Consider the following 17,406-nt stretch of genomic DNA (forward strand, 5'->3'; position numbering starts at 1 on the left):
ACTGAAATTTTCTACGGTTATCGTTATTTTTAATAAGCACCCTAATCTTTATAGAAGAAGATGCTAATTTCGCCCAGGTTTTCCGTCGTGAGGGCCAAAAAACTGCGGCGGGTGATCGACCCAGCGATCCTCACGCGTCACGGCATACGAGGCGTTCAGCGGGTAATAGATGCGGTTGTGTTTTTTATTCGCCTCGCCCACCACCAGCAGCCGCACCTCTTCGGAGGTGTTGTTGATGAAGGTATGGCACACGCCGGTTCCGGCGGGAAAACCGACGCTATCTCCCGGCTGGAGCTTCCACAGATAGCCGTTGATCCACGCCTGCGGGTAGCCCTCCAGCACGTAGATAAATTCCTCTTCGTCACTCTCCGCATGCGGGTAAGAGGTGCGACGGCCCGGCGGCAGTCGTTCGTGGTGAATACCGAGATGCCGTAGCCCCAGCGCGCGGGCCAGCGGCGCGCCGATGGCAAAAAGCTCGTTACTATCGGGGTAAGTCGAGTCATCCGGTCCTTCAACATCATGCCAATGGCGAATGCAATCGGGTCTTTTCATCATTTTTCATCCTGAGTGTGAAGTACGCCTGCTATAACACACCTATAGCACACCGGTGGAAACTCGGTGTTTCCGGCATAACATGGTAAAGTAGGAGTTTGTTTCACCCGTAACCCGAGGACGCCAATGGATAAGACCACTACGCAAGAACTGTTAGCGCAGGCTGAAAAGCTGTGCGCGCAACGCGGCGTGCGCCTGACTCCGCAACGTCTGGAAGTGTTGCGCCTGATGAGCCTGCAAGAAGGGGCGATTAGCGCCTACGACCTGCTCGACCTTCTGCGCGTCAAAGAGCCACAGGCTAAACCGCCAACCGTCTATCGCGCGCTGGAGTTTTTGCTCGAACAAGGCTTCGTGCATAAGGTGGAATCGGCGAACAGCTACGTGCTTTGTCACCTGTTCGATCAGCCAACTCATACCTCCGCGATGTTTATCTGCGATCGCTGCGGGGTGGTAAAAGAAGAGTGTGCGGAAGGGGTGGAAGACATCATGCACGCGCTGGCGGCCAAAATGGGCTTCGCTCTGCGTCATAACGTGATTGAAGCGCACGGCCTGTGCTCGGCCTGCGTAGAAGTAGAAGCGTGCAGCGCACACGAGCACTGCCATCACGACCATACCATTCAGATTAAAAAGAAATCCCGCTAGCGGGCGCTAAGCAGGGGGAGCGTACGTCCTTGTACGCACGGGCAGGAGGACGTTACTACCAGCGGTGGTTGTGGCGTTTATCCCAGCTATCCACCTCTTTTTCGGCCTGATCTTTCGCGTAGCCGTAGCGTTCCTGAATTTTACCGACCAGCTGATCGCGTTTGCCTTCGATCACCGTCATATCATCATCGGTCAGTTTGCCCCATTGCTCTTTCACTTTACCTTTAACCTGTTTCCAGTTACCGCCGACTTCATCTTTATTCATCATTGAATCCTCGATCGTCAGTGAGTGAATAGCGAAAACGATGCTTCAGGAAAGACATCTTTTTTGCTAAGCGTGAGGTTAATTGTAGTCAGTCATTCTGGCGCCATTTCATTATTCGGAATCTTTAACCATTTCGTCAGGCAAACCAGCTGTTGTTTTTCCAGTGACGACGCCAGATAACGGCCAGCGACAGCCCGCGCAGCGCAAGGAATACGGCAAGCGCCAGCCACAGCCCATGGTTGCCCAGCAGCGGTAACGCCAGCATGGTAAGCGCAAACCCGGCGGCAGCCACCGCCATGCTGTTACGCATCTCCGCGCCGCGGGTGGCGCCGATAAACATGCCGTCGAGCAGGTAGCACCATACGCCGATAACCGGCAGCACCGCCTGCCACAGCACGTAGCGGTCGGCAAGCTGACGCAGTTCAGGTAGCGAGGTCAGTAGCGCCACAATATGTTCTCCCAGGAGCGCGTAAATCAGCGCAAAAGCCAGCGCCACAACCCCCGCCTGACGGCATGCGGCACGCCATACTTCCAGCAGCTTGCTGCCGTCGCGCGCGCCATAGGCCTGTCCGGAATGCGCTTCTACCGCGTAGGCAAAGCCGTCCAGCGCATAGGCAGTGAAGGTCAGCATCGTCATCAGCACCGCGTTCACCGCCACCACTTCGCTACCCAGCCGCGCGCCGAAGACGGTTATCGCGCCAAAGCAGAGCTGGAGCAGCAGCGAGCGCAGCATGATGTCGCGGTTGAGCGCCAGCAGGCGGCGAAAATCGCCCTGCCAGGCCGTTTTCAGCATCGCCCACGAGATCCCGCGCATCACCAGCACCTTACGCGCCATTCCCAGCCCGACCAGTAACGTAGCGTATTCCGCAATCGCCGTTGCCAGCGCCGCGCCCTGCACGTTCATGTGCAGCCCCATCACCAGCCATAGATCAAGAACGATATTCAGCACGTTGCCGACGATGAGCAGTACCACCGGAGCCCGCGCGTACTGTACGCCCAGCAGCCAACCCAGCAACACCAGGTTCGCCAGTGCGGCTGGCGCGCTAAGCCAACGAATAGCGAGGAAGCGCCGGACCTGTTCCAGCACCTCGCCGCTGCCGCCAACGATAGAGAGCGCCAGATTTATCAACGGTGTTTTAAACAATACGATAAGCAGCCCTGCGCCCAACGCCAGAAGCAGTGGCTGCACCAGCGCGCGAGCCAGCGCCTGCGGATTTTTCGCACCGAACGCCTGCGCCGTGAGCCCGGTAGTGCTCATTCGCAGGAACAGCAGCAGCATAAACAGGAAGCTGGTTGCCGTAGCACCAATGGCGACGCCGCCCAGATAGACGGGGCTATCGAGGTGGCCAATAACGGCGGTATCGACCAGGCCCAGCAGCGGCACGGTGATGTTGGAGAAGATCATCGGTAGCGCAAGGCGCCACAGCGCCTTATCGGCGTGAGTAAGTAGCGGCATGAGTATCGACCAGAACGAAAAAAGGCTGCGATAGCGGAAGTATCGCAGCCATTAGAATCAGGGGAGAGTTACAGCCATTCGCCGTTGCGGATAACGCCAACGGCCAGCCCTTCGATGGAGAAATTCTGCTGGCGCAGATCGACCACGATAGGTTTAAATTCGCTGTTTTCTGGCAGCAATTCGACGACGTTGCCCTGTTTTTTCAGGCGTTTTACCGTCACTTCTTCATCAATACGCGCCACGACAACCTGGCCGTTACGTACATCCTGGGTTTTATGTACGGCAAGCAGGTCGCCATCCATAATACCGATGTCTTTCATCGACATGCCGCTGACGCGTAGCAGGAAATCCGCGCTTGGCTTAAACAGAGACGGGTCAACCTGATAGTGACCTTCGATGTGCTGCTGCGCCAGCAGCGGTTCACCCGCCGCCACGCGGCCCACCAGCGGCAGGCCCTCTTCTTCTTCCACCAGCAGGCGGATACCGCGAGAAGCGCCTGAGACAATCTCAAGCACGCCTTTACGTGCCAGCGCTTTCAGGTGCTCTTCAGCCGCGTTTGGGGAACGGAACCCCAAGCGTTGAGCAATTTCCGCACGCGTTGGCGGCATGCCCGTCTGGCTGATGTGATCCCGGATGAGATCAAACACCTCTTGCTGCCTGGTCGTTAACGCTTTCATTCCGCCCCCTGGGTGTATATACAGTTATGCTGTGAGTATATACAGCTACTGGCTATTTTGGAACCGTAAAACTCACGAAATCAGGCAGTTTTCGCAGGTTTAGTGAAAATGAGCCCACAGTAAGATGACCCAGGTGATTACCGCCACGAAAATGGACAGCAGCACCGCCGCCGAACCCATGTCTTTTGCCCGGCCAGACAGCTCGTGATACTCGGAGCCGATGCGGTCAACCACCGCTTCCAGTGCACTATTGAGAATTTCCACTATCATCACCAAAAGGACCGATCCGATGAGCAGGACACGGGTGATGGCATCGACATCCAGCCAGCAGGCGATAATAATCGCGATAACAGAGGCTACCCCTTCCTGGCGGAATGCCGCTTCATTGATCCACGCCGCGCGGAATCCTTTCCAGGAATAACCCGCAGCTTTGATGATTCGGGTAATCCCAGTGGTATTATTGGCCATCTCAAGAACCTTTTTCGTTTTTACGTCAATGACAATGCGTGATATGAGGCGGTAGAACAGAAATTTCACCGACTTTCTGATATTCTTGCCGCGCATTTGCATGATTAACCAGAGGCTTTACATCGTTTATGTCCGGCTGGCCACGAATTTACTACAAATTACTGAATTTACCATTAAGTGTTCTGGTAAAAAGCAAGTCTATTCCGGCACAACCTGCCCAGGAATTGGGGCTTGATACGTCGCGCCCTATTATGTACGTCCTGCCTTATAACTCTAAGGCTGACTTGCTGACGCTGCGCGCTCAGTGCCTGGCGCACGATTTACCCGATCCGCTTGAACCCCTGGAAATCGACGGTACGCTACTGCCGCGCTACGTCTTTATCCACGGCGGCCCGCGCGTGTTCACCTACTACACGCCGAAAGAAGAGTCGATCAAACTGTTCCACGACTACCTCGATCTGCACCGCAGCAATCCAGAACTGGATGTGCAAATGGTGCCAGTGTCGGTGATGTTTGGTCGTTCGCCGGGTCGTGAGAAAGGCGAAGTGAACCCACCGCTGCGCATGCTGAACGGCTTCCAGAAGTTCTTTGCCGTTTCCTGGCTCGGTCGCGACAGCTTTGTGCGTTTCTCGCCGTCCGTCTCCCTGCGCCGCATGGCTGACGAACACGGTACCGATAAAACTATCGCTCAGAAACTGGCGCGCGTCGCGCGTATGCACTTTGCTCGTCAGCGTCTGGCCGCGGTCGGCCCACGTTTACCGGCGCGCCATGACCTGTTCAAGAAGCTGCTGGCGTCAAAAGCCATCGCCAAAGCGGTAGAAGACGAAGCGCGCAGCAAGAAAATTTCCCACGAGAAAGCCCAGCAGAACGCTATTGCGCTGATGGAAGAGATCGCGGCGAACTTCTCCTACGAGATGATTCGTTTGACCGACCGCATCCTCAGCTTTACCTGGAACCGTCTGTACCAGGGCATTAACGTGAACAACGCCGAGCGCGTACGCCAGCTGGCGCACGACGGGCATGAAATTGTCTATGTGCCGTGTCACCGCAGCCACATGGACTACCTGCTGCTCTCTTACGTGCTTTATCACCAGGGGCTGGTGCCGCCGCATATCGCTGCCGGTATCAACCTGAACTTCTGGCCAGCGGGCCCGATTTTCCGTCGCCTGGGCGCCTTCTTTATTCGCCGTACCTTTAAGGGCAACAAGCTCTACTCCACCGTGTTCCGCGAATACCTCGGCGAGCTGTTCAGCCGTGGTTACTCCGTTGAGTACTTTGTGGAAGGCGGGCGTTCCCGTACCGGCCGTCTGCTGGACCCGAAAACCGGCACCCTGTCGATGACCATCCAGGCGATGCTGCGCGGCGGTTCACGTCCGATCACCCTGGTGCCGATTTACATCGGCTACGAGCACGTGATGGAAGTGGGGACCTACGCCAAAGAGCTGCGCGGTGCGACCAAAGAGAAAGAGAGCCTGCCACAGATGCTGCGCGGCTTGAGCAAGCTGCGTAATCTGGGCCAGGGCTACGTCAACTTCGGCGAACCCATGCCGCTGATGACCTACCTGAACCACCATGTGCCGGAGTGGCGCGAGTCTATCGACCCGATCGAAGCCGTACGCCCAGCCTGGCTGACGCCGACCGTCAACAAGATGGCGGCCGAGCTGATGGTGCGTATCAACAACGCAGGCGCGGCGAATGCCATGAACCTGTGCTGTACCGCGCTGCTGGCTTCGCGTCAGCGTTCGCTGACCCGCGAGCAGCTGACTCAGCAGTTGGATTGCTATCTGGCACTGCTGCGTAACGCGCCGTACGCGCCGGATGCAACGGCACCGACCTCCTCTGCCAGCGAGCTTATCGATCACGCGCTGCAGATGAACAAGTTCGAAGTCGAGAAGGATACCATCGGCGATATCATCATTCTGCCGCGCGAGCAGGCGGTGCTGATGACCTACTACCGCAATAACATCGCGCATATGTTGATCATGCCGTCGCTGCTGGCGTCAATTATGACTCAGCATCGCGAGATTTCCCGCGAGCAGGTGCTGAGCATTATCGATACGCTGTATCCAATGCTGAAAGCGGAGCTGTTCCTGCGCTGGGATCGCACAGAGCTGCCAGCGGTTATCGATACGCTGATTGCGGAGATGGTTCGTCAGGAGATGATTAGCGAGCAGGACGGTGAGCTGCGTATCAACGCCTCTCACTCCCGCACCCTGCAGCTGCTAGCTGCCGGTGCGCGCGAGACGTTGCAGCGCTATGCGATCACCTTCTGGCTGCTGAGCGGCAACCCGTCGATGAACCGCAGCACGCTGGAGAAAGAGAGCCGCACGCTGGCTCAGCGTCTCTCGGTACTGCACGGTATCAACTCGCCGGAGTTCTTCGATAAGGCGGTGTTCTCTTCCCTGGTGTTAACCCTGCGCGATGAAGGCTATATCAGCGACAGCGGCGACGCCGAGCCGGAAGAGACGATGAAGGTATACCAGATGATGGCAAGCCTGATTACCTCGGACGTGCGCTTGACGATTGAGAGCGTGACGCAGGAAGAGGCGGCGCAGTAAAAAAACAAAAATCCCCGGCTGAAACCGGGGATTTTTTTATGTATTGATATTGTAGCCCAGACGAGGCGGCACGCCGCCGTCCAGCAATGAATGCGCGTATCAAAACTGCCAGTAGCTCATCGCCAGCCCAATAAACAGCACCAGTCCCACGTAGTTATTGTTCATAAACGCCTGGAAGCACGGCCCGCGTTCGCGCTGGCGAATCAACTTTTGCTGGTAAACAAACAGCGCACCGGCAATCAGAATTGACCAGTAAAATTCCCAGTGCAGGCCATTGAGCCAGCCGATAATCGCCATCAGCCCCAGCACGCAAGCTTGCAGGATACCGATAATCAGGCGGTCATTATCACCGAACAGAATCGCCGTCGATTTAATACCGATTTTCACATCGTCGTCGCGGTCAACCATCGCATATTGCGTATCGTAAGCCACCGCCCACAGAATATTGGCCAACAGCATCAGCCAGCAGCTCAACGGCAGCGTTTCGCTGACGGCGGCAAAGGCCATAGGGATAGACCAGCCGAACGCCGCACCAAGCACCACCTGCGGCAGATGGGTGTAGCGCTTCATGAACGGATAAATCCAGGCAAGCGCCAGCGCGGCAATCGATAGCAGGATGGTCATGGTGTTGAGGGTCAGCACCAGCACGAAGGAGAGCAGCACAAGTACGATAAACAGCGTCCGCGCTTCTTTCTCCGTCACCGCGCCGCTTGGCAGCGGCCGGTTGGCGGTGCGCTTTACGTGGCCGTCGAATTTACGATCCGCGTAATCATTGACTACACAACCTGCGGCACGCATCAACCAGACGCCAGCGACAAATACCGCCAGGATCCACAGCGGCGGTACGCCAGGGGAAGCAACCCACAGTGCCCACAGCGTCGGCCACAGCAGCAATAGCGCGCCAATCGGTTTGTCCGTTCGCATGAGCCGATGGTAAGCGAGCAGCTTATTCGACCTAAGACTCCACTCCATTTTTCTTCTTCCTCTTAGTACAGCGGCGATGCGGGCAAAAAAAGCTCCGTCAGCAGCAGCGGTTTGCCGCTCAGACGCAGGCGGGAACGTCGCCCCCACAGCGCATCATGACACCCTATTTCAATAAAATCCCGGGTCAACGTCGATGACGTAAACAGATAGCGCCCGAGTGGCGTTTGCCCCAGCTGCTGTAGCGCCAGTTCCGGGCCGCAAAGCGTCGACTCCGGCACCACGGTACGCCCAGCAAGCCAGGGTTCGTCGCCCACGCACAATAATATTTCTCTCAGCCAATAGCGAGGTTCGTCCGGCAGCAAATGCTGCTCGCCTTCCAACGCATCACGGGTGACAAAGGCTTCGTTCAGCAGCGTGACGCTAACGGGCTTCCCGAACTGCTCAAACCGTTTGGTCATCGAATCTTCCAGCATCAGCCAGTCGCGCTGTGCCGATTCAAGCGGGGGGATAACGTCAAAATAGCGCAGCGCGCGAAGCTGCGTCAGTGCAGAGTGCGACATGCCTGTCTCTCCAATACATAACTTCTGGCTATTGTATCGCAGAACACAGCGGGAGGGGGTGCAGGAATGGTCAAATACGATCATTAGCGCAACAGCAGTGCAACAGTTTGTTGTCGCGCAATGACGTGTAGAAAAAAGGTGTGCCCATAAGGGCACACCGAAAGGCTTCGCCTAAACATCGGCGCTGCGGGGTAAAACTTACCCCTTGCCTTTTACAGCGCCGATAAAGGTGGAACGAGCAGATTTCGAGCCCAGGCGTTCGGCTTCATTCATCAGCTTCAGGGCTTTGTCGATATCCCCTTTGGCCACCGCCTGTTTAATACCGTTGTTGAAGTAGGTTTCCGTGTCATCCAGCATCGGCTCTGCTTTCGCGGCTGGAGCGGCAGCTGGTGCAACGACTGGAGCAGCGGCAGGCGCACTATAGGCTGGCGCAGCAGTGTTACCCACGGTGACCGGAGCCGGGCCGGAGGAGCCAAACAGTGGGCCGACCAGGACGCTAGAGCTGCTGTTGGTTTTGACTTTCAGCTTCACGAGACCGTCGGTGGTGTGTTTAGCCACCGGGTCTGGGATATCCGGAACCGCGTTGCCGGTGCCCTTGGCATAGGCTTTTGCTGGGTCCAGCAATGTTGTGGTCTGCTGGAGATCTTTTTCAGTGGTAAAGACCAGTACATAGAGTTTTTGCTGACCTAAGGCCGGGGTCAGGCGCATGACGCCTTCAAGACGGTCGGCGCTCATTACGCCAGGTGCCTGATAGGTAAAGTAGCTGCTTGGGAAGTAAGCAGATGGCGTCATGTTCTGATCGAGGATCAGCACGTTCGGCGCAAAAACATTAGTTTGTTTATTCACTTCGCTGGCTAGCGTCAGCGTCAATTCACCGATGTTAGCCGGTACGCTGTAGGCCGCGACGTTACCGGTGATGCCCGGTACGTTCAGGCTCTGACCACCGGTAGAAAGCTGGGTGGACTGCACTTTAGATTGATCGACCGGTGTCCAGGTCAGTTGCTGGAGGGCCGAGGTTGGGATAGTTGGCGCGGCGCTGGTGTTTTGCGGCACATAGTTGACGTCCGCAAGGCTGATACCCGGAACGCTCGCCAGTAATCCAGCGGATAAGCACAGAGCAACGAGACTTTTTTTCATTTTCATTATGATGACCTCAGAAATCGTCAGTCTAGCGGTAGCCAGGCAATAGCGCGCTAAACCTTACGGAACAGAGGGGCTCTCGCCCCTCGTCAGTTTATTGCTTCAGGTTAGTGCTGAATTACCACCAGATTTCCATCTGAGCACCGAAGGACCACTCATCGCTGTCGCCACGGCTATTTGTAGAGATTCCAGAATTATTAGACGCGGCATAACGCAGTGTTTTGTCGCCGTCTTTGATGTAACCCCAGTTTTCATCCCACTTCGCATAGGTAGCGAAGACACGGATTGCCGGACGAGACCAGATGCTGTCACCAGCCTGCCACTGTTGTGCCAGGGTGATTTTGTACTGGCTGTTGCGATCGCCAGTCTGCTGAGATTTCACGTTGTCATAGCCAACTTCCAGCAGGGTGCTCATGATAGGCGTCCATTTGTACATAGGACGAATACCTACAGTCCACCAATCGGTACCCAGATTGTTGTCCATATCAGTTTTCTGGAACATACCGACGTACATCAGATCAATGTTGTCAGTGACAGAGATTGCACCGTGGTCGAGCAGTCGCCACATTTTCCCGTTGTTGTTGATGTTGCTGTCAACATAATGGGTCGTTGTGTCAGTCGCATCATCTGTAACGGAGTAGGTTGCGCCGTAGGATCCTTGTGGGATGCCTTTACCTTGAGTGGTCATCGCATCGGTGGCGTACTGAACAACAAACTTGTTGTAGCCCTTCAGCATGCTCTGAGTGTGTTCAGCAGTGAACATCCAGCCGTCTTTCGAAGCGCCGTCAGCTAAACGATAGTCGTCTGTTGTATTAGCACGACCATAGTCAACACCCAGTTCCAGGACACCATCTGGGTTGGTCTGCAGGCCAGCTAAACGGACATCAAATACGTCGTTCGCGGTATCTTTAGAGGTATCGTAAATATTCTGGCTGCTGAACGTGTAAGAACCACCCGCTTCCTGAGAACGGGTTGCTGCCAGAGACAGTTTACCGAAGCCCAAGTCGATGTTCTCGATACCGGCACCAGGACCAGAGATATCCCAGTAGTAGAAGTCAATCATGTGAACGTCATGACGCTGGTAGAAGCGCTTACCAGCCCAGATGGTGGAGCCTGGCAGCCATTCAATCAGGTTTTTACCCTGGACGTTCGCTTCGCGGAAGGCTGGGTCGGTTGCTTCCCAGTCGTTCTGCTGCGCTACGGAGTAAGCCACGTTAGTGTCGAAGTAGAAGCTCTTATCGCCTTCTTTCCACACTTCCTGACCTAATTTAAGTTCGGCATAGGTTTCACATTCGTTACCGAGACGGTATTTACTTCCGGCACCGGTTGCCTGGAAGCACTGTTGTTCACCGCCGCTGCCCGTCCAGCCAATGCCGGAACGTGCGTAACCATGGAAATCTACGGCCATTGCCTGAACAGACATAATGCCTGCTGCTACGGCAACCGCCACGGGGAGTTTGCGCAGAGTAATCATCATTCTATCTCCTGAGATCATTGCTTTTCTTGAACATTCCACCCTTCTTGCCTTATCGCTGGCGACGTAAGAGCTTCATGCTTGTTTTGTTTTATGGGACTTCTTTAAACGCCTGGCTCTTTGTGCTGCCGACGACATGCGGTGCCATCTTCACGGAACAGATGGCAGCGCTCTGGCGGCAAGCCGATAGCGAATGTGGCTCCCTCTTCGACCAACACCACGTCGTTCTGGCGATAGACCTGGTTCTGACGGATGGCAGGGATCTGGATATGAATTTGCGTTTCGTGACCAAGCTGCTCGACAACATTGACCACCCCTTCCAGCGTCACATCGGCGATGTGGCTCGGCAGCAGGTGTTCCGGGCGAATGCCCAGCGACATGTTGGCACCAACCTGAACGTTGTTACTCTCGACCGGGAGCCAGATCTGCTGACGGTTCGGCAGCTCGACCTGCACCTGATCGATGGCGGTGGCGGTGACTTTGACCGGCAGGAAGTTCATCTTCGGCGAGCCAATAAAGCCCGCAACGAAGCGGTCTGCCGGATAGTGATACAGTTCCAGAGGCTTCCCGACCTGCGCCACGCGACCGGCGTCCAGCACCACGATTTTGTCGGCCAGCGTCATCGCTTCGACCTGATCGTGGGTGACGTAAATCATCGTGCGGCCCAGACGTTTGTGCAGACGGGAGATTTCAATACGCATCTGAACGCGCAGCGCGGCGTCCAGGTTAGACAGGGGTTCATCCAGCAGGAACACGCGCGGTTCGGCCACCAGCGTACGGCCAATCGCCACGCGCTGACGCTGACCACCGGACAACGCTTTAGGTTTACGTTCCAGAAGATGGGCTAACTGCAGAACTTCGGCGACCTGGGTAACGCGCTGGTTGATAAGCTCTTTTTTGGCACCCGCCAGCTTCAGGCCAAAAGACATGTTCTCGGCAACGGACAAATGGGGATACAGCGCGTAGGACTGGAACACCATGCCCACGCCACGTTCGGCGGGCGGGATATCGTTCATGCGGGTTTCACCGATGAACAGATCGCCGCTGGTAATCGTTTCGAGACCCGCGATCATACGCAGCAACGTCGATTTGCCGCAGCCGGATGGCCCGACAAACACCACGAACTCCCCTTCCTGGATATCGAGGTTGATATCTTTTGATACCACCACGTCGCCCCAGGCTTTCGTTACATTGCGTAGCTGTACGTTCGCCATGCCCTTCTCCCTCGTTACAACTTGTCACCGACAGAAACATTCAAGATGGGCTGACTATGCCGTACACATCAATTTGGTGAATCCTCCACCCCCCCGGTTTTTTATGGGGGAGGAGACGGGAGGATGAGAAGGCGCGCTCTGCCCCCGATGACATCTCATCAAAACGAAAATCGTGATGGGGCCGACAAAAAACGGCGCTTTTTTTTGTGCGCTAAGACGCATAACGGGGATTTATGTTACGGAGATCACACTACTGGCCCCGAGGGCGTAGACCTCAGGAGGATGGAAAGGGGTTGCTAAAAAAGGAAACTCATCGACGTTAAACCACCTCTGTGTATCCATAAGTACATAATCTGGAAAGGACGGGATATATGAAAATCAAAACTGGCGCTCGCATCCTCGCGCTGTCCGCATTGACCACGATGATGTTTTCCGCCTCTGCTCTGGCAAAAATTGAAGAGGGAAAGCTGGTTATCTGGATCAACGGCGACAAAGGCTATAACGGTCTGGCCGAGGTAGGTAAGAAATTTGAGAAAGATACGGGGATTAAAGTCACCGTAGAACACCCGGATAAACTGGAAGAAAAATTCCCGCAGGTTGCAGCGACCGGCGACGGCCCGGACATCATCTTCTGGGCACATGACCGCTTTGGCGGCTACGCGCAGTCTGGTCTGCTGGCTGAAATCACTCCGGATAAAGCGTTCCAGGACAAACTCTACCCGTTCACCTGGGATGCCGTACGCTACAACGGCAAACTGATTGCTTACCCAATCGCGGTTGAAGCGCTGTCGCTGATTTACAACAAAGACCTCGTGCCAAATCCACCAAAAACCTGGGAAGAGATCCCAGCGCTGGATAAGACGCTGAAGGCGAAGGGTAAATCTGCGCTGATGTTCAACCTGCAAGAACCGTACTTCACCTGGCCGCTGATTGCTGCCGACGGCGGTTACGCGTTCAAGTTTGAAAACGGCAAATATGACGTGAAAGACGTGGGCGTGGACAACGCTGGCGCGAAAGCGGGTCTGACCTTCCTGGTTGACCTTATCAAGAACAAACACATGAACGCGGATACCGACTACTCCATCGCAGAAGCGGCCTTCAACAAGGGCGAAACGGCGATGACCATCAACGGCCCGTGGGCGTGGTCCAACATCGACAAGAGCAAGGTGAACTACGGCGTAACGCTGCTGCCAACCTTCAAAGGCAAGCCGTCTAAACCGTTCGTTGGTGTACTGAGCGCCGGTATCAATGCCGCAAGCCCGAACAAAGAGCTGGCGAAAGAATTCCTCGAAAACTACCTGCTGACCGATCAGGGTCTGGATGAAGTGAACAAGGACAAACCGCTGGGCGCCGTGGCGCTGAAATCCTTCCAGGATCAGTTAGCGAAAGACCCACGCATTGCGGCCACCATGGATAACGCCCAGAAAGGCGAAATCATGCCGAACATCCCACAGATGTCTGCATTCTGGTACGCCGTTCGTACCGCGGTCATCAACGCCGCTAGCGGTCGTCAGACCGTCGATGCCGCGCTGAAGGACGCGCAGGGTCGTATCACCAAGTAATGCCGCTGAGCCTGTGCCGGATGGCGGCATAAATGCCTTATCCGGCCTACAACACACCGTAGGCCTGATAAGCGCAGCGCCATCAGGCACATCTCCGGCCAGGAAGTTTCAACGCTGTAGAGGAAGATCCCCATGGATGTCATTAAAAAGAAACATTGGTGGCAAAGCGACACGCTGAAGTGGTCAGTGGTTGGTCTGCTGGGCTTGCTGGTGGGTTACCTTGTAGTTTTAATGTACGCACAAGGGGAGTACCTGTTCGCCATCATGACGCTGATTTTAAGTTCAGCGGGCCTGTATATTTTCGCCAACCGTAAAACCTACGCCTGGCGCTACGTTTACCCTGGCATGGCCGGGATGGGGCTGTTCGTCCTGTTCCCACTGATTTGTACCATCGCCATCGCTTTTACCAACTACAGCAGCACTAACCAGCTTACTTTTGAGCGCGCTCAACAGGTGCTGATGGACCGCTCTTACCAGGCGGGCAAAAGCTACAACTTCAGCCTATTCCCGGCGGGTGATGAGTGGCAGCTTGCCCTCACCGACGGCGAGACCGGCAAAAATTATCTTTCCGACAACTTTAAGATTGGCGGCGAGCAGAAGCTGCAGTTGAAAGAGACTGAAGCGCTGCCGAGCGGCGAACACGCACAGCTTCGCGTGATCACCCAGAACCGTCAGGCGCTGAACCAGCTAACCGCCGTGTTGCCGGATGAAAGCAAAGTCACCATGAGCTCACTGCGCCAGTTCTCTGGCACTCAGCCGCTCTACACGCTGGCCGATGACGGCCTGCTGACCAACAACCAGAGCGGCGTGAAATACCGTCCTAACAACGACGTCGGTTTCTACCAGACGGTCAACGCCGACGGTTCCTGGGGCGACGAGAAGCTGAGCCCGGGCTACACAGTGAGCATCGGCTGGGACAACTTTACCCGCGTCTTTACCGATGAAGGTATCCAGAAGCCGTTCTTCGCTATCTTCGTCTGGACGGTGGTCTTCTCGGTGCTGACCGTTATCCTCACCGTCGCCGTCGGCATGGTGCTGGCCTGCCTCGTACAGTGGGAATCGCTGAAGGGCAAAGCCATTTACCGCGTGCTGTTAATTCTGCCGTACGCCGTACCGTCGTTTATCTCGATTCTGATTTTCAAAGGGCTGTTCAACCAGAGCTTTGGTGAAATCAACATGATGCTGAGCGCGCTGTTCGGTATTAAACCGGCCTGGTTCAGCGACCCGACCACCGCTCGTTCGATGATTGTTATCGTCAACACCTGGCTTGGCTACCCGTACATGATGATCCTGTGCATGGGCCTGCTGAAAGCGATTCCGGACGACCTGTATGAAGCCTCGGCAATGGATGGCGCAGGCCCGTTCCAGAACTTCTTTAAGATTACGTTCCCGCTGCTGATTAAGCCACTCACGCCGCTGATGATCGCCAGCTTCGCCTTTAACTTTAACAACTTCGTGCTGATTCAACTGTTGACCAACGGCGGCCCGGACAGGCTCGGCACCACCACGCCAGCTGGTTATACCGACCTGCTCGTAAGCTATACCTACCGTATCGCCTTCGAAGGCGGCGGCGGACAGGACTTCGGTCTGGCGGCAGCGATTGCGACGCTTATCTTCCTGCTGGTCGGTGCGCTTGCGATAGTAAACCTGAAAGCCACGCGCATGAAGTTTGATTAAGGGAGACTCGAACATGGCTATGGTACAACCCAAATCTCAGAAACTGCGTCTCTTTACCACGCACCTTCTGCTACTGATCTTCATTGCGGCGATTATGTTCCCGCTGCTGATGGTTATCGCGATTTCACTGCGCGAAGGTAACTTCGCCACCGGCAGCCTGATCCCAGACACTATCTCCTGGGAACACTGGAAGCTGGCGCTCGGCTTCAGCGTTGAACACGCCGATGGCCGCGTGACGCCACCACCGTTCCCGGTACTGCTGTGGCTGTGGAACTCGGTGAAAATCGCCGGCATCACCGCCATTGGTATCGTCGCGCTTTCCACCACCTGCGCCTACGCTTTCGCCCGTATGCGCTTCCCGGGCAAAGCCACGCTGCTCAAAGGGATGCTGATTTTCCAGATGTTCCCGGCGGTGCTGTCACTGGTTGCCCTGTACGCATTGTTTGACCGTCTGGGCCAGTACGTTCCGTTTATCGGTCTGAACACCCACGGCGGCGTTATCTTCGCCTACCTCGGCGGTATCGCGCTGCACGTCTGGACGATTAAAGGCTACTTCGAAACGATTGATGGTTCTCTGGAAGAAGCGGCGGCGCTGGATGGCGCTACCCCGTGGCAGGCATTCCGTCTGGTTCTGCTGCCACTGTCGGTGCCGATTCTGGCGGTGGTGTTTATCCTGTCGTTTATCGCCGCTATCACCGAAGTTCCGGTTGCATCACTGCTGCTGCGTGATGTGAACAGCTACACCCTGGCCGTTGGGATGCAGCAATACCTCAACCCGCAAAACTACCTGTGGGGCGACTTTGCCGCCGCGGCCGTACTTTCCGCCATTCCGATTACCGTGGTCTTCCTGCTGGCACAGCGCTGGCTGGTAAACGGCCTGACGGCCGGGGGCGTGAAGGGCTAATTTTCATCAGCAATGCCACTGCTATTATCCTCAACTTGAACGTACCCTAACTTGTGACTGTTTGGCGCTCCTCTGGAGCGCCCTTTTTTTTGCCACAGGTCGCCATCGGGCTACTTACTCCCGCTTCAGCCGCTTCGAGTTGCACAGCCACAGCGTAATCACCAACAGCAAAATAGCGGCGGAGTAAATCAGCACGTCCAGCGGTGATTTATGGTCAACGATAATCAGCCGCACAATCGCCGTGATGCCGATATAGACAAAGTAACGCAGCGGGAAGTGAAAGCCCGACTGGAAGTACTTCACAATCAAGGCAATAAACTCAAAATAGAGGAAGTAGACAACCAGCCCTTCCACCAGCTCGTACTTGCTGGTGCTCTCAGGGGCGAACAGCACGTCCGCCAGATGCAGCGTCTCTTTACCGAGGAAAACCACCAGGATCAGGCCAAGACTGAGCAGACCCAGGTTCAGCACGGTCTGCAAAATGGTGGAGATAAACTCAACGCGGGGACGAGATAATGACGTCATGGCTAGCACCTCTTTCTCTGGGCCGAGCTCTTTGTATAACGCAAAAATGTGATCCAGATCTACTTTTTTTACCCATCCTGAAGCGCCATAACTCGCCTGCTGACTCATATCCAGCGCTTAGAGAAGAACGCTGCATCCTCTTAAACTCGGGATCACTGCACACTTTCCTCTTATTTTCTTACCTCTCAGCGTGGCCTGCTGGCACAATCAACGTCTGTTTATCATCAGGAGTAGACGGCACATGCTCAACATTCGCCAGGTTGCCACGCGCAACGTTATCTGCGGGGAAAATGTGGTTATCTACGAACCCGCTAACCTCTATGACTGCACGCTCGGCGATAACGTGTTTATTGGCCCGTTCGTGGAGATTCAGGGCAATACGCAGATTGGCGACAACAGCAAAATCCAGTCGCACACCTTTATCTGCGAATACGTCACCGTCGGGCGCGACTGCTTTATCGGCCACGGGGTCATGTTTGCCAACGATATGTTCCGCGAGGGTAAGCCCAACGCCGACCGCGAAAGCTGGGGGCGTATTACGATTGGCAATCACGTTTCTATTGGCAGCGGCGCGACCATCCTGGCCGTGTCAATTTGCGATGGCGTGGTGATTGGCGCGGGCAGCGTGGTGACCCGCTCCATTGAGGAAAAAGGGGTGTACGCCGGGAATCCGGCACGGTTGTTGCGGCGGCTATAACGACTGTGGCACCTAACGGCTCCCTCTCCCCTTTGGGGAGAGGGTTGGGGTGAGGGGGCTACGGGCACAGAGCCAAAAAATCCCCGGCGTCGCTTCGCTTGGCCGGGCTAC

General features: G+C 55.6%; 17 protein-coding genes and 1 pseudogene. 6 read left to right on the forward strand and 12 right to left on the reverse strand.

The genetic code is table 11. The features are described from left to right. Positions 1–63 precede the first annotated feature (63 nt). On the reverse strand, positions 64–552 hold the full coding sequence (locus MY052_RS22455) for a cupin domain-containing protein (protein WP_035897345.1): 489 nt from the start codon (positions 550–552) through the stop codon (positions 64–66). A gap of 126 nt (positions 553–678) precedes the next feature. On the opposite strand from MY052_RS22455, the gene zur reads away from it, so the two are divergent. Next, positions 679–1,194: a zinc uptake transcriptional repressor Zur gene (zur, locus tag MY052_RS22460; RefSeq protein ID WP_035897338.1), complete on the forward strand. Its 516-nt coding sequence runs from the start codon at positions 679–681 to the stop codon at positions 1,192–1,194. 55 nt (positions 1,195–1,249) lie between these two features. On the opposite strand, the gene MY052_RS22465 is transcribed toward zur, so the two are convergent. From MY052_RS22465 to MY052_RS22480, 4 genes are all read right to left on the reverse strand, one after another. Beyond that, positions 1,250–1,459, reverse strand: a complete 210-nt coding sequence (locus tag MY052_RS22465; protein WP_035897337.1) for a CsbD family protein — start codon at positions 1,457–1,459, stop codon at positions 1,250–1,252. Positions 1,460–1,595: 136 nt separating this feature from the next. Then, positions 1,596–2,915 carry an MATE family efflux transporter DinF gene (gene dinF / locus MY052_RS22470; RefSeq protein WP_248537892.1) on the reverse strand — a complete coding sequence of 440 codons (1,320 nt, stop codon included), beginning with the start codon at positions 2,913–2,915 and terminating at the stop codon, positions 1,596–1,598. Positions 2,916–2,983: 68 nt separating this feature from the next. After that, positions 2,984–3,592 carry a transcriptional repressor LexA gene (gene lexA / locus MY052_RS22475; protein WP_035897335.1) on the reverse strand — a complete coding sequence of 203 codons (609 nt, stop codon included), beginning with the start codon at positions 3,590–3,592 and terminating at the stop codon, positions 2,984–2,986. Positions 3,593–3,691: 99 nt separating this feature from the next. Continuing rightward, complete coding sequence (locus MY052_RS22480; protein ID WP_035897343.1) at positions 3,692–4,060, reverse strand: diacylglycerol kinase; 369 nt, start codon at positions 4,058–4,060, stop codon at positions 3,692–3,694. A gap of 128 nt (positions 4,061–4,188) precedes the next feature. Here MY052_RS22480 and plsB point away from each other — a divergent pair, with 128 nt between their 5' ends. After that, complete coding sequence (plsB, locus tag MY052_RS22485) at positions 4,189–6,618, forward strand: glycerol-3-phosphate 1-O-acyltransferase PlsB (protein WP_115074758.1); 2,430 nt, start codon at positions 4,189–4,191, stop codon at positions 6,616–6,618. A gap of 99 nt (positions 6,619–6,717) precedes the next feature. On the opposite strand, the gene ubiA is transcribed toward plsB, so the two are convergent. The 5 genes from ubiA to malK form a co-directional block, all read right to left on the reverse strand. Beyond that, entirely contained in the window at positions 6,718–7,590 is an 873-nt protein-coding gene (gene ubiA / locus MY052_RS22490) for a 4-hydroxybenzoate octaprenyltransferase (protein ID WP_248537893.1), read from the reverse strand. Positions 7,591–7,604: 14 nt separating this feature from the next. After that, positions 7,605–8,102: a chorismate lyase gene (ubiC, locus tag MY052_RS22495; protein ID WP_123652237.1), complete on the reverse strand. Its 498-nt coding sequence runs from the start codon at positions 8,100–8,102 to the stop codon at positions 7,605–7,607. Between the two features lie 198 nt (positions 8,103–8,300). Next, positions 8,301–9,245: a maltose operon protein MalM gene (malM, locus tag MY052_RS22500; RefSeq protein WP_248537894.1), complete on the reverse strand. Its 945-nt coding sequence runs from the start codon at positions 9,243–9,245 to the stop codon at positions 8,301–8,303. Positions 9,246–9,360: 115 nt separating this feature from the next. Then, entirely contained in the window at positions 9,361–10,719 is a 1,359-nt protein-coding gene (locus tag MY052_RS22505) for a maltoporin (protein ID WP_248537895.1), read from the reverse strand. Positions 10,720–10,820: 101 nt separating this feature from the next. Then, positions 10,821–11,930 carry a maltose/maltodextrin ABC transporter ATP-binding protein MalK gene (gene malK / locus MY052_RS22510; protein ID WP_248537896.1) on the reverse strand — a complete coding sequence of 370 codons (1,110 nt, stop codon included), beginning with the start codon at positions 11,928–11,930 and terminating at the stop codon, positions 10,821–10,823. A 371-nt stretch (positions 11,931–12,301) separates the two neighbouring features. On the opposite strand from malK, the gene malE reads away from it, so the two are divergent. Continuing rightward, positions 12,302–13,492 (forward strand): maltose/maltodextrin ABC transporter substrate-binding protein MalE, encoded by a 1,191-nt coding sequence (malE, locus tag MY052_RS22515; protein WP_035896867.1) that lies wholly within the window; start codon positions 12,302–12,304, stop codon positions 13,490–13,492. Positions 13,493–13,507: 15 nt separating this feature from the next. Here the strand turns inward: malE and MY052_RS24360 are convergent. Next, positions 13,508–13,582: pseudogene (locus MY052_RS24360) on the reverse strand (hypothetical protein); the annotation flags it as partial. Positions 13,583–13,624: 42 nt separating this feature from the next. On the opposite strand from MY052_RS24360, the gene malF reads away from it, so the two are divergent. Further along, positions 13,625–15,169 (forward strand): maltose ABC transporter permease MalF, encoded by a 1,545-nt coding sequence (gene malF / locus MY052_RS22520; RefSeq protein ID WP_035896865.1) that lies wholly within the window; start codon positions 13,625–13,627, stop codon positions 15,167–15,169. A 13-nt stretch (positions 15,170–15,182) separates the two neighbouring features. Continuing rightward, on the forward strand, positions 15,183–16,073 hold the full coding sequence (gene malG / locus MY052_RS22525) for a maltose ABC transporter permease MalG (RefSeq protein WP_035896863.1): 891 nt from the start codon (positions 15,183–15,185) through the stop codon (positions 16,071–16,073). A gap of 114 nt (positions 16,074–16,187) precedes the next feature. Here the strand turns inward: malG and psiE are convergent, their stop codons facing one another. After that, on the reverse strand, positions 16,188–16,598 hold the full coding sequence (gene psiE, locus MY052_RS22530) for a phosphate-starvation-inducible protein PsiE (protein WP_035896861.1): 411 nt from the start codon (positions 16,596–16,598) through the stop codon (positions 16,188–16,190). A gap of 241 nt (positions 16,599–16,839) precedes the next feature. On the opposite strand from psiE, the gene MY052_RS22535 reads away from it, so the two are divergent. After that, positions 16,840–17,295 carry an acyltransferase gene (locus MY052_RS22535; protein WP_248537897.1) on the forward strand — a complete coding sequence of 152 codons (456 nt, stop codon included), beginning with the start codon at positions 16,840–16,842 and terminating at the stop codon, positions 17,293–17,295. Positions 17,296–17,406: the final 111 nt, after the last annotated feature.

This window comes from Kluyvera ascorbata (assembly GCF_023195735.1).
In the GTDB taxonomy this organism is placed as follows: domain Bacteria; phylum Pseudomonadota; class Gammaproteobacteria; order Enterobacterales; family Enterobacteriaceae; genus Kluyvera; species Kluyvera ascorbata.

What these genes read in the sequence shown, in the direction of transcription:
- malF (WP_035896865.1), top strand. Translation starts at nt 13,625, where the DNA reads ATGGATGTCATTAAAAAGAAACATTGGTGGCAAAGCGACACGCTGAAG.
- dinF (WP_248537892.1), bottom strand. Translation starts at nt 2,915, where the DNA reads ATGCCGCTACTTACTCACGCCGATAAGGCGCTGTGGCGCCTTGCGCTA.
- malK (WP_248537896.1), bottom strand. Translation starts at nt 11,930, where the DNA reads ATGGCGAACGTACAGCTACGCAATGTAACGAAAGCCTGGGGCGACGTG.
- MY052_RS22480 (WP_035897343.1), bottom strand. Translation starts at nt 4,060, where the DNA reads ATGGCCAATAATACCACTGGGATTACCCGAATCATCAAAGCTGCGGGT.
- MY052_RS22455 (WP_035897345.1), bottom strand. Translation starts at nt 552, where the DNA reads ATGAAAAGACCCGATTGCATTCGCCATTGGCATGATGTTGAAGGACCG.
- ubiC (WP_123652237.1), bottom strand. Translation starts at nt 8,102, where the DNA reads ATGTCGCACTCTGCACTGACGCAGCTTCGCGCGCTGCGCTATTTTGAC.
- MY052_RS22465 (WP_035897337.1), bottom strand. Translation starts at nt 1,459, where the DNA reads ATGAATAAAGATGAAGTCGGCGGTAACTGGAAACAGGTTAAAGGTAAA.
- malG (WP_035896863.1), top strand. Translation starts at nt 15,183, where the DNA reads ATGGCTATGGTACAACCCAAATCTCAGAAACTGCGTCTCTTTACCACG.
- lexA (WP_035897335.1), bottom strand. Translation starts at nt 3,592, where the DNA reads ATGAAAGCGTTAACGACCAGGCAGCAAGAGGTGTTTGATCTCATCCGG.
- plsB (WP_115074758.1), top strand. Translation starts at nt 4,189, where the DNA reads ATGTCCGGCTGGCCACGAATTTACTACAAATTACTGAATTTACCATTA.
- psiE (WP_035896861.1), bottom strand. Translation starts at nt 16,598, where the DNA reads ATGACGTCATTATCTCGTCCCCGCGTTGAGTTTATCTCCACCATTTTG.
- MY052_RS22505 (WP_248537895.1), bottom strand. Translation starts at nt 10,719, where the DNA reads ATGATGATTACTCTGCGCAAACTCCCCGTGGCGGTTGCCGTAGCAGCA.
- malM (WP_248537894.1), bottom strand. Translation starts at nt 9,245, where the DNA reads ATGAAAATGAAAAAAAGTCTCGTTGCTCTGTGCTTATCCGCTGGATTA.
- malE (WP_035896867.1), top strand. Translation starts at nt 12,302, where the DNA reads ATGAAAATCAAAACTGGCGCTCGCATCCTCGCGCTGTCCGCATTGACC.
- ubiA (WP_248537893.1), bottom strand. Translation starts at nt 7,590, where the DNA reads ATGGAGTGGAGTCTTAGGTCGAATAAGCTGCTCGCTTACCATCGGCTC.
- MY052_RS22535 (WP_248537897.1), top strand. Translation starts at nt 16,840, where the DNA reads ATGCTCAACATTCGCCAGGTTGCCACGCGCAACGTTATCTGCGGGGAA.
- zur (WP_035897338.1), top strand. Translation starts at nt 679, where the DNA reads ATGGATAAGACCACTACGCAAGAACTGTTAGCGCAGGCTGAAAAGCTG.